Here is a 12,103-nt window from a genome sequence, read left to right as displayed (position 1 = left end):
ATTGCAAATACATTGACAATCAATACACAGCAACAACAAGATACTCAAATAATACTTCGTCAGTTTTTTCAGGAAGTATTTTATTTCTTTAAATTTTACTCTAACAGCTTTTGCCCCTTAACAATCACTTTACGTTCAACCGCAAAAATACTCCAACCCCCACGATATCATGGTAGAAAAAAAATATGAAAGTGAGGAAAACCACCTCATTGCACCCGGGAACAATGGCCTCGATCAGCTTGTCGAAGCAATTCAGAAAGATCCAGGACTTGAAGGCAGAATTTCACAGCACGATATAGAAGGCGGAGCCAAAGCCGCTGCAGCCATGAACGACATCATCACCGAAGCAGTAGAAGCAACCGGAGCCATGGATGACGGAATAATATCCGGAGATGATGTACGGGAGATCAATGCCTATATCAGGACAAACTACCAGCAGGAATGGATCGACTTGCACGGTGATGATGAAAACGGTGTGGAAACCGGATTCCACCTGGTCCAAAACGACGGGGCAGCCCTGCGATACCGTGGAGACAACCTGATCAACACGGTTGCTGACGGCATCTATCACCTCGGCTTCGAAATTCAGGGTGACTACATTCTCAATGAGGACGGTGACCAAAACGCTTCGGTTGATCAGGTTGGAGAGTGGCTGACACAGTTCTACACCGACCACTCGACAACGGGTACCGGGTTGGATAGAATAACCGACACGGTCATGGCAGACAAGGGGCTTGACAAAAACATCTCCGATGAGGAAATTGCCGAAGCCGCCGACACAGCAAACCGAATGAATGAAATCATCGATGAAGCCATCAGGGAAACCGGCGTTGCAGAAGACAAAAAAATCTCGACCGACGATATCGTCCTCATCAACCAGTACATTCAGGATAATCATTACGAAGAATGGGTAGAACTTCACGGAGATGATGAAAATGGAGTTGAAACCGGGTTCCACCTGGTTCAAAACGACGGTGCTTCGACAAGAATGTTCGGTGAGAACTTCGTCAATACGGTTGCCGACGGTATTTACCACCTTGGGTTCGATATAGAAGGTGATTATATCCTCAACGAAGACGGCAACCGCAATGCAAGCCTCGAAGATCTCGCCAGTTGGGTACAGTATTACTATATCGACCAGTCGGATACCGGCACCGGTCTCGACAGGCTGACCGATGCGGTAAAAACCGATCCCGGCCTTGCCCGAAACACCGACGCCGACGACATCAATACAGGTGCCGATGCGGCAAACAGGATGAATGAAATCATCGTCGAAGCTATTGAAAACACCGGAGTAGCCGGTGACGGAAAGATTTCGGTAGACGATGTACGAACCATCAATGCTTATATCCGCGAGCATCATCTCGACGAATGGACCGAACTCCATGGTGATGATTTCGACAACGGCGACGAAACTGGCTTCCATCTTGTGCAAAACGATGGCAGCAACATACAGTTTCGTGGCGACAACCTGATCAACACCGTTGCTGACGGCATCTATCATCTTGGGTTTGAAATCGAAGGCGACTACATCCTCAACGAAGACGGAGACCAGAATGCAAATCTCGGCGATCTGGCAACATGGCTCAACCACTACTACCTGAACAAAGAGATTATCTACGGCTCGGAAGAGGCCGACACTGTCAGGGGCCTGAACCATGCCGAAGAAGTCTATGCAAGAGGAGGAGATGACAAAGTCTACCTTGACGCCGGTGATGATATTGCCGATGGGGGCGATGGCAATGATATTCTCTTCGGCGGTGCCGGAAACGACCTTCTTATCGGAGGAAGCGGGGATGATAAACTCTACGGCCAGGAAGGAAAAGACATCATAGCGGCACAGGAAGGTAACGATTATATCCGCGGCGGTGATGATGACGACTACCTCCATGCCGGTAGCGGCAACAACCGGGTCTACGGTGGAGACGGGAACGATGTGCTGATCGCCGAAGACGGCGACGATACCATGTATGGAGATGATGGTGACGATACGTTTGCGGGAGGAAGTGGTGATGACAAGCTGTATGGCGGGAACGGCGACGACAGCCTCGATGCCGGAGAAGGAAACAACAAAATCTACGGCGGTGCCGGCAACGATACCATCACTGCCGGTGACGGTCACGACACCATGAAGGGTGACGACGGCGTCGACACCATCACTGGAAACGGCGGTGATGACAAGCTCTATGGCGGAAACGGCAGCGACCTTCTCTACGGGGGAACCGGTAATGATTACCTTTACGGGCAGGATGACGATGACACCATTCTCGGAGAAGAGGGAGACGACTACCTCAATGGCGGGAACGGCGATGATCGCCTCGATGCCGGAACCGGAAACAACAGGATATATGGCGGTGCCGGTAACGATATACTCGTTGCGTTCGGCGGTGATGACAGGATGAGCGGTGATGACGGCGATGATATCATTTCAGCAAATGCCGGAAATGACCGGCTGTACGGCGGTAAGGGTAACGATACCTTGATTGCAGGTGAAGGTGATGATTACCTGTTTGGTAATGACGGTAATGACCAACTGTATGGAGAAAGCGGAAACGATTATCTCAATGCAGGAAACGGCGATGATATCTTGAGCGGAGGAATCGGCAACGACAGCCTTTATGGACAGGATGGCGACGATACGCTAGCAGGTGAACATGGTGATGACAGTCTCTACGGCGGAGATCGTAACGATACCCTCTCCGGTGGTGAAGGAGACGATCGTCTCTACGGCCAGGACGGGACTGACCGCCTGTACGGTGATGCCGGAAACGATTACCTCAATGGTGGCAGCGGCAGCGACGATCTTCATGGCGGCGACGGTACCGACGAACTTTACGGTAATGACGGCGATGATCAGCTGTATGGAGAAAACGGAGATGATTATCTCAACGGCGGTAACGACAACGATCTCCTGTTCGGGGGTGACGGCGATGACTTTCTTTATGGTGGCAATGGTGACGACACGCTGCTCGGCGGTAACGGTACCGACATGCTTTACGGACAGAGTGGAAACGATCATCTTGTCTCTCTCGACGACGGCGGAAACGATATCATGAAAGGTGGCAGTGGAGCCGACAGATTCTATTTCACTCCCTTGAACGGCAACGATCTGATTTATGACTTTTCAGCATCAGAAGAAGATTCGATCATGATCTTTGATAACGACAGCGATCCTGACTCGTACTCTACAGACCTCGATTTTCAGCATGTCGACCTGAACAACAACGGCAAAGCCGAATCGACGGTTATAACCATGACTTCCCCTGAAGGGGCTACTCTAGGTACGGTCACCGTTTATGGTGCATTGATGACAGAAGCCAATATCGTTGAAGAAACCGGCAGTTATGCTCTGATCATGTGATGCAATACAAGAGGCTGTCTCAAAAGAACTGCTTCACGGCTATCGGTTACCATATTTGTGTTTCCGGTTGAAAGACGGATCCCCGGGTCGAGCCCGAGGATGACGACAGAAAGACTCATTCTAGTAGGACGAATGAGACTGCCTCTTTTTTGTTTACCTTCTTGCCGTGTAGATAAACCCTCCCAGCACAGCTGTCAAGGGTGCGACAAGCACAAGTCCAAAACTACCGACAAGGGTCAAGAGTATTTCTGCAGCCACATAGCTTACATTGAAAATATATTCCATAGGCGTCCCCTGTGCCATAAAAACCATCAGCACAAACGTAAAACTACCCGAATAAGCGAACAGCAGGGTCGTCGTCATGGTACCAATGACCGATTGACCGACTCTGAAACCTGAAACCACCAGCTCCCTGCGGCTTATCCCTGGATGTTTTTCAACAATTTCCGCTTGTGATGCGGCAATATCCATAGCCATATCCATGACAGCCCCGGCCGCGGAAATAAAAATCCCCGAGAGAAATATCCCGGTAAGGTTCAAAGAATAAAAACCGCTGTACAGAAGCATTTCGGCAAAATCCTTAACCGTCCCGGGTACACGGAACCATGCGCCAAAAAGAATTGCAAGAACCGTCGTAACTCCCACTCCGCCGATAGCTCCTGAAAGCGCAACCGCCCCCTTACGCGTAAAACCGGTGATAAGCAGCATGATCACACTCGTTGTCATCGAAACTATGAGAAAAGCGACCGGAAGCGGTGGTATACCTTTGAGAAAAAGCGGGATAAGTACTTTCCATATCGCAAGCGCTGTAAATACAAAGGAGAGTAACGCACGGAATCCTGTCCACCGGGCATAGCCAATCAGGAACAACCCGAATAGTGCAAACAAGATAAGCTCGATATCGAGCCGGTAATGTTCAGCTGCCCTTGCATTGATTATTTCACCGGTTTTTCCATCAATTTTCAGAACTGCAAGTATATCGTCACCTTCCCGGAAAAGCTTGTCGACACTCATCTGACCCATCAGAATATTGGAAGCAGCAAGACTGCGGCCCTTGAATTCACCTGAAAGGATCTCGATTTCCATTTTCTGTTCACCGGTCAAAATCAGCCCGACCCTCTTCAGGTCGGTGTCGTCGACCGTTACGACCTTTCCCCGCTCACGCAGGGAATTTTTTTGAAGTTCCGGCTTTTCGAAACCGGTTGGTAAAAACCAGAGAAAAACCGACGCGATAACAATGAATGCAATAAAATAGACATCGGCTTTCTTGTAAAACATTCGGTCCATAATCATGAAGAATAAAAAACCTGAAAGAGCCTAGAACGGCTCTTTCAGGCAAGGTTGGAAAAGGGTGTATCGATTTTTCTTGCAACCGGTTAGTTCAGCTCTCCAGCCTCGATGATTTTCTTTGCGACATCGGTATTGTCATAAGAGCCACTGAAACTGTTCCCACCTGCACCGATAGCATAAACAGGCACCGGAACACCGGTGTGGTAGTAGCTTGTCCAGCTGATCCCTGCCTTCTGATTGAGGATGTGTGTAACGGTAACGGTAAACGGATCGTAGTAAGGCCCGTACTTCAGAAAAACTTCCTCATCATTGCGATCGAATCCACCGTTCATGCTATCGTTAAAAGCTTCTTCGAGCTGATCCCTCTCATAGTCGCTCAGCGCAAGTGCCGGGTCTAGGGTATCGTCGCCAAGGCCGAAATGCTCTTTAACATCCTCGAGAGCAGCGGCAAAGGTTTTACCGGTGCCTTTCCATGATCCGACTATTTCGGTATACTCCTGGTAGGAAATATCCTGATATTTCAGGAGGCTGAACGCAGTATCGTATCCGGTAGAAGCATAGCCGAGCGAAAGGCCACCGCATTCATGGTCACCGGTTACGACGATAAGCGTTTCGTCAGGATGCTGGTTGTAAAAATCAAGCGCTATACCGATAGCATCGTCAAAAGCGACCATGTCATGCGTTGCACTGACAACATCGTTGGCGTGGCAAGCCCAGTCGACCTTACCGCCCTCGATCATCATGAAGAACCCGTTCGGATTGTCGAGCAGCCTGATACCTTCTTCAGTGAATTCGGCAAGAGAGATATGGTCGGTGCCCATGCGGTCGATTTCATAAAACAATGCCCCGGAACCGTCGTATTCGGTATAAGCCCAACATTTCTGCCCAGACTGAACACCTTTCAAAGCCCCGAGGTTGTCGACAATTTCATACCCTGCATTCTGCATCTGAATCTCGACATCACCAGCCCCTTTGCCTGGAAAATTACCTTTCGCGTAACCACCGCCGAAATAGTCGAAACCACTGTCATCCATCTGGCTGGCTATATTGTAATACTCGTTTCTGCTGTCGGCATGTGAATAGAAACACGCTGGAGTGGCATGATCGATACTCACGCTGGAAACAATACCCACCTTCATACCTTTTTCTTTTGCCATCTCGGCCATTGTTTTCAAATCCTCTGTATGAGCGACATTTTTTGAAATGGTGCCGATTGAAGTTTTCTTACCTGTTGCAAGAGCTGTTGCTGCGGCGGCAGAACCGGTGATGTAACGGTCTTCAGCATGGGTTGTCGCCATACCTGCTGTAGGAAAATGCTGGAGATTCATTGCACCGAGAGTGACAGCACCGTTAACAAGCCTGAAATTCGGATCGGCAAGGGCGGCTTCGGTCATGTTCACCTGGGGACTCGCCATGCCATCACCGATAAAAAAGAAAATGTACTTTGCTGTTTTATCGGTAGATGAAGGCGCGTTTACAACCCCATCGTCATCATCATCGTCGCAACCCGAGATCGACACAACAAGCATCGACATCATAAGCCCAAAAACAAGGCTCTGGAAAAAGCTTCTTCGTTTTCTGGTGTTCTGCATGATTGTAATTCCATGTTAGATTAAAAAAGCTGCTGAAAGAAAAAGGGAAACGTGACTATTGCGAGATAGCCGGGGAAACATCGTTCTCAGTTCTAAAACGGCTTAAAATATATCGATTGAATGTTGAGGCGGTATTACAGGAATGCAAACAACACGTTACATCTCGAAAGCAGAAAAAACAGCCACAAAAACCGGTTTCGACTGTGGTTGAAATCATCCCCTCCAGCCTCAATGCTGAACAACAGCAACACCAATGGATCCCCGGGTCAAGCCCGAGGATGACAGGGAAAGGAATGTCATGCCGGACGTGATGCGGCATCCATGGAAAGAAACAAGTGAACCCGTGGATCCCCGGGTCGCGCTTCGCTTGCCCGAGGATGACTGGAAGAGAGGGACGTCATGCCGCACTCGATGCGGCATCCATGCAAACTTTCAGAAGAAAATAGATCCCCGGGTCGAGCCCGAGGATGACAGGGAAAGGAATGTCATGCCGGACGTGATGCGGCATCCATGGAGAAAAGAGAAAAGCACATCGATTCCCGGGAGAGAGCCAAAGACAAAAGCCGCCTGGAAATCCGTTGAGCAACTAAAAAAAGACCCGCTTTTCAGAAAAAAAGCACGACTTTTACACCGTACTCGGTAGAACTGTTTGCAGGTTCATATCCTGTTCTTTGAACCACTTTGCCAAGGAAAGGGTTATACTCGTCAAAATCACCAGGTTCGGATTGCTCGATATCCCAATACCGCCAGAACGGCTCGACAGCAAGCAGGAATGTTTCATCGAGTTCCCTGGTTACCCTCAATGATGCTCTCAGACCATATCCCTCATTCTGATCGTTAACCAGATCACTGTTCAAAGGGTGCAGTTCGCTGAAACAGCTTCTCTGTGTACCGTCCCAGAACAGATCATATTCGACCCTTCCCCCTATCGACCAACCTTTTTCAAGATCGGCTTCGAAGGCAATCCCGATAGGGCTGTAGGAATAGTTCGATTCCCTGTCATATCCCAAAGCACCGGATGTGGAAACCATTCCACCAGCGCGGTCTTCTTTCCAGCGATAACCAAATCCGACATAGGGAGTCACAACACCATTTTGAAAATGTATATCGTGACCGAGGATACCTCGCACCTCAAAAAAAGAAACCTCGATATCATCGATATCTCCTGTCCTGCCGGAGGTATAGTCCTGTTCACCCCAGGCATAGGAACCCTCTACCCTCAACAGGTGAATCGGCCCCGGCATGAAGTCGTGAAATTCAACAGCACCTCGTAAACCGTACATGACCCCTTCCTCCTTCATCACACCAGGCTCCTCATAGGTCTGCTGGAAAACTTCCGGACCGATCTCCCAGTTCTTTTGCTGTAACCTCGGACCCGCCTCCAGATTGAAAGAACCCAAGAAAACACAGCAGGTCAACACTGCTTTTTTCCAGTACCTATCGAACATCTTCTCTCCTTTATTATGGGTAATGAATGTATGAATGCCTTTAGCAATTGCCGCGAAACGCCCTCTTTACATGGTATATACAGGACAAAAGCCGTAAAGGATGTCTCAAAAGCAGTGTTTCACGGCTATCGATAACCATTAACGTTTCCGGCAGAAAGTCATGCCGCACTTGATGCATCCATACTGTCTTTCATTCGAAGATGGATCCCCAGGTCAAGCCCGAGGATGACAGGGAAACGAAAGTCATGGCGCACTTGATGCGGTATCCACACTGACATTCATTGAAAAATGGATCCCCGGGTCAAGCCTGAGGATGACTACAGAAAGATTCATTGCAGGACTAATGAGACAACCTCAAGTGTTTCAGGCACAGCGCAAGAAAATCTCGTAAAAAAGCGTGCAGCACAGCCATGGAGATCCTCTTACGCATAGAGAAGAATGTAGTTTATCTGTCCGGCAGGGGAATACCGGTTAACAGGAACGTAACACGAACATTGTTTTGGCAGGAAAAAATGATCGAGTCTTCACGGAGTGGACATTCCCCTGAAAAACCTGTGATAGTAGTTCCCCCCCGGTGCTCCATCACGATCACCGTCGAGTCTGACCCCCTCATCGGAGAGGAGCGTATCGTAGACGGAAACATCGATCTGACAGTAGCAATCGGTGCTGTTCGTACATTGAGTGGCCCATCGAGTCGGGTCGGATTTCCACCGGAGAATCGTCGACGGGGTTGTAGGAGGATTATCTGAATTCGCTTTCACGAACTTCCCCTTGAGTAGTTCCTGCCCCGTGAGTTTACCGTTCCTGAAGTATTTGAGATTGACGCTGATCGACGCCGGGTTGAGCGAAGAAGGATCGAAATTTTTTGTCGTATTGAGATTCAGCACAAAATAGTTACTCCCCGGAAAAGAGTAGGTCAGAAGTGATTCCCGGACTATCTGAAAAACGATCTCCGGCTTGACTTTCGAAACGCTTATCGAGGGCCGAAAACGATCATCGTCAATGCCATGTAAAGCGCTGCCTTTACTTGAAGCCGGGCTTGCAACCTCGGAGAGCGAACCTGCTGACGGGCTGGTTGCATCCGAAACCCCGACAACGCTTCGATCAGCAGCGAACGACACCTGAAAACAGAACAAGGAAAGGACAGCGAAAACCAGTAGCACAACGGAAAGAGGCTTCATACAACGATCATTTTTTGAGTTATAAGAAGCCCCTATAATAGTATTTTACGGAATACTTTCCATGCCCGCAGGCTTATTTCCCGGCCATCATGGCGTTCACATCTTCTTCAACCGTACCGATTGGTTTGATGTCGAACTTCTCGACCAGGACAGACTGAACAGCAGGGGTGAGAAAATCCGGAAGGGTCGGACCGAGCCGAATACCTTTCACGCCGAGCGAGAGCAGAGCAAGCAAAACAGCTACGGCTTTCTGCTCGTACCACGCAATGTCATACGATATCGGAAGATCGTTGATATCGTCCAGTCCGAAAACCTCCTTGAGTTTGAGCGCGATGACCGCAAGTGAATAGGAATCATTACATTGCCCGGCATCGAGCACTCTCGGTATGCCCCCGATGTCACCAAGCTGCAGCTTGTTGTAACGATACTTGGCACAACCTGCCGTCAGAATAATCGCATCGTCAGGCAACGCATCGGCAACGCCGGTGTAATACTCTCGTGTATTCTGACGACCGTCGCAGCCTGCCATGACGACAAAACGTTGTATGGCACCGGACTTTACCGCTTCGACAACCTTGTCAGCAAGAGCGATAACCTGATTGTGCGCAAATCCGCCGATGATTTCACCGTTCTCGATCTCTGTCGGTGGCTGGCAGGTTTTTGCCAGTTCGATAATTTCGGAAAAATCTTTCGCTTCACCATTTTCCGGTGCCGGTACATGCTTGATGCCTTCATATCCCGCATTACCGGTTGTAAACATCCTTCTCCTGTAGGACTCCTTCACAGGAACAATACAGTTGGTAGTCATCAGAATCGGCCCGTTGAACGAAGCGAACTCTTTGTCCTGGGACCACCAGGAGCTGCCATAGTTACCCGCAAAGTGAGAGAACTTCTTGAATGCAGGGTAATACTGTGCCGGGAGCATCTCGCAATGAGTATACACATCGACACCGCTCCCCTCGGTTTGTTTCAGGAGTTCTGCCATGTCATGGAGATCATGACCCGATATCAGGATACCGGGATTGTTTCCCACCCCGGTTTTCACCGTCGTGATCTCAGGATTGCCATAGGTTTCCGTGTTGGCCTTGTCCAAAAGTGCCATTGCCTTTACGGCAGTTTCGCCGGTCTCCATGACCAATGCCGTCAACTGATCGGCAGTCATTTCTTTTGTCAGCGAGGCCAGAGCCTTGACAGAGAAATCGTAAATCGATTCATCAACGTAACCAAGAACCGCTGCATGATCCGTATACGCAGCCAGCCCTTTGAGCCCGTAAAGCACCAGGCTTTTCAAAGAACGCAGATCTTCATTCTCACTGAGTGCCGCAACACCCGATGTTTCGGCTTTCCTGATACAATCCTCTTTGCTTTCACCTGTCCATACAGCGCTGTCATGCAACTGAACACCGGAAAATGAACGTTTCACTTCATCACGCAAAGCCAACGCCTCGAAAATCTTGTCAACGATTGCATCGTCGTCGAAATTGGTATTGGTAACCGTAACAAACAACGCTTCACTGATAAAGCGTCCAAGCTCTGGTGTCACCTTTTTGCCGGAGGCTTCGACACACACTGCAATACCTTCGAGAACATACACAAGCATGTCCTGGAGTTTTGCCGTGGTTTCACTTTTACCGCATACTCCTCGAGCGATACATCCTGTTTTCTGGACGCTTTCCTGACACTGATCACAATACATCCCCATAATTCTCCTCCTTGCCTTGCTTATTGTTTATGTATTTCAACAGATACTGCATACTGATAATCTCGATCGGCACCTCGAAAGTCACCACTTGCCTTTTTAAGCAACGATCTGTTAAACAGGGCGGTCTTCAGAATTCTCTTGCTTTTCGGACAAGCTTCGATAATTGCCGTAAAATCTTCCATTGCACCCTCTACATCACCCAGATCGGCTCTGGTTATACCTCTGTTTCCATGGGCAAGAAATTTTTCACGGAGTCTCAGCCCAAGCTCGATCGCCATCGTGTAATCATCTATTGCACCCCTGACATCACCTGTACCGTTTTTTGCATTTGCACGGTTGTAGTATGCCATGGCATTTTCCGGATTCTGCTCTATTATCCTGTCAAGTTCTTCGACCGAACCTCTATAACTGCCCAAAGCATCTTTTAACATTTCTTCAATGACAATCTTTTAAAGATCGATGACGGCTTTTCGAAATGCACCTATTCAGTCATTTTTCCTTGTGATGATTTTTTTATCAACGCTCACCAAGAACATCTCCCCTCACACCGATAACAATCTTTGTAACCGGCACGTCTCTGGACGCCTTGTCAAGCGCCTGATTGACAATTGAAACAAGCCCTCCGCAACAGGGAACTTCCATAATCACAACGGTAATGGTGTTGATATTCGCCAGTTCAATCATAGATTTCAGCTTTTCTACATATCGGTCTATTCCCGAATCGAGTTTCGGACATGCAATCGCTATGCTCTTGCCCCTCATGAAAGCCGGATGAAATGCTCCAATTGCAAATGCCGTACAATCCGCAGCAAGTAAAAGATCCGAATCCCGATAGCAAGGAGCGAGCGGTGTCACGAGATGAAGCTGTATCGGCCACTGCGTCAATTCGGATTTCTGCTGTCCGGTTGATTCGCCCTGTTCGACATCATTGCCGTTTTTTCTGAAATCCATTAGCACACTACCGGCACATCCACAGCCTTCATGTTCGGACGACTGGTTGCCCTGCACGTCGTTTATCGGGCTTTCAATCCCTTTTTCTTTCAGGTAAACCAGCGCTTGCTGTAAATATTCCTCTTCTCCATGCGCTTTGAGATGTTCAAGATGTGCAGCAATGACGTTTGTTCCCCCTTTTACGATCATCTCTTCCATAACCCGCCGCTCATCATAGGGTTCGGCGTCACGTTCCTCGACGCTTATCGCCCCTTTTTGACAAGTTCCGATACACGCTCCGAGCCCGTCACAGAAAAGATCACCGACCAGTCTTGCCCGACCGTCGATAATCTGCAATGCACCTTCCGGACAACCGGGCACACAGTCACCACAACCGTCACACTTTGTCTGGTCTATGGTTATGATCTCTCTTTTCATTGTTGCTTCCTGCATAAGGTCATGATTGTGCACTGCATACCACTCCCTGTTCACGTTTCTAGTATGTTATTGTCTAACCGATACAAACGATTTACCCGATATTTTCCCATCATCAAGTGCCTTGAGATCACCGAGCAGTTTACCGATCGTTATCCCGTCAA

9 protein-coding genes are annotated in these 12,103 nt (G+C 48.8%); 2 read left to right on the top strand and 7 right to left on the bottom strand.

Translation table 11 applies throughout. The features are described from left to right. Positions 1–169: 169 nt before the first annotated feature. Positions 170–3,361: a calcium-binding protein gene (locus QZ209_RS00225; RefSeq protein WP_294343196.1), complete on the top strand. Its 3,192-nt coding sequence runs from the start codon at positions 170–172 to the stop codon at positions 3,359–3,361. A 153-nt stretch (positions 3,362–3,514) separates the two neighbouring features. Here the strand turns inward: QZ209_RS00225 and QZ209_RS00220 are convergent, their stop codons facing one another. Together QZ209_RS00220 and QZ209_RS00215 are read right to left on the bottom strand one after the other, a co-directional pair. Then, positions 3,515–4,639 carry a YibE/F family protein gene (locus tag QZ209_RS00220; RefSeq protein ID WP_294343195.1) on the bottom strand — a complete coding sequence of 375 codons (1,125 nt, stop codon included), beginning with the start codon at positions 4,637–4,639 and terminating at the stop codon, positions 3,515–3,517. Between the two features lie 98 nt (positions 4,640–4,737). Next, positions 4,738–6,243: an alkaline phosphatase gene (locus QZ209_RS00215; protein ID WP_294343194.1), complete on the bottom strand. Its 1,506-nt coding sequence runs from the start codon at positions 6,241–6,243 to the stop codon at positions 4,738–4,740. Between the two features lie 253 nt (positions 6,244–6,496). On the opposite strand from QZ209_RS00215, the gene QZ209_RS00210 reads away from it, so the two are divergent. Then, on the top strand, positions 6,497–6,886 hold the full coding sequence (locus QZ209_RS00210) for a hypothetical protein (protein WP_294343193.1): 390 nt from the start codon (positions 6,497–6,499) through the stop codon (positions 6,884–6,886). Here the strand turns inward: QZ209_RS00210 and QZ209_RS00205 are convergent. The 5 genes from QZ209_RS00205 to QZ209_RS00185 all read right to left on the bottom strand — a co-directional run bounded on the left by QZ209_RS00205 (position 6,849) and on the right by QZ209_RS00185 (position 11,942). Continuing rightward, positions 6,849–7,691, bottom strand: a complete 843-nt coding sequence (locus tag QZ209_RS00205) for an outer membrane beta-barrel protein (protein ID WP_294343192.1) — start codon at positions 7,689–7,691, stop codon at positions 6,849–6,851. The two genes, QZ209_RS00210 and QZ209_RS00205, sit on opposite strands and share 38 nt — an antisense overlap. A 524-nt stretch (positions 7,692–8,215) precedes the next feature. After that, positions 8,216–8,872: a hypothetical protein gene (locus QZ209_RS00200; RefSeq protein ID WP_294343191.1), complete on the bottom strand. Its 657-nt coding sequence runs from the start codon at positions 8,870–8,872 to the stop codon at positions 8,216–8,218. Between the two features lie 73 nt (positions 8,873–8,945). Continuing rightward, positions 8,946–10,574 carry a hydroxylamine reductase gene (hcp, locus tag QZ209_RS00195; protein ID WP_294343190.1) on the bottom strand — a complete coding sequence of 543 codons (1,629 nt, stop codon included), beginning with the start codon at positions 10,572–10,574 and terminating at the stop codon, positions 8,946–8,948. 20 nt (positions 10,575–10,594) lie between these two features. Further along, positions 10,595–10,990 (bottom strand): tetratricopeptide repeat protein, encoded by a 396-nt coding sequence (locus tag QZ209_RS00190; RefSeq protein ID WP_366515724.1) that lies wholly within the window; start codon positions 10,988–10,990, stop codon positions 10,595–10,597. Between the two features lie 100 nt (positions 10,991–11,090). After that, complete coding sequence (locus QZ209_RS00185; protein ID WP_294343300.1) at positions 11,091–11,942, bottom strand: 4Fe-4S dicluster domain-containing protein; 852 nt, start codon at positions 11,940–11,942, stop codon at positions 11,091–11,093. Positions 11,943–12,103 lie beyond the last annotated feature (161 nt).

Origin of the sequence: Prosthecochloris sp., assembly GCA_015482705.2 — a bacterium.
GTDB lineage: Bacteria > Bacteroidota > Chlorobiia > Chlorobiales > Chlorobiaceae > Prosthecochloris.
The sequence above is the reverse complement of the archived record's forward strand: the minus strand, read 5'-3'. Positions and strand labels throughout refer to the sequence as shown.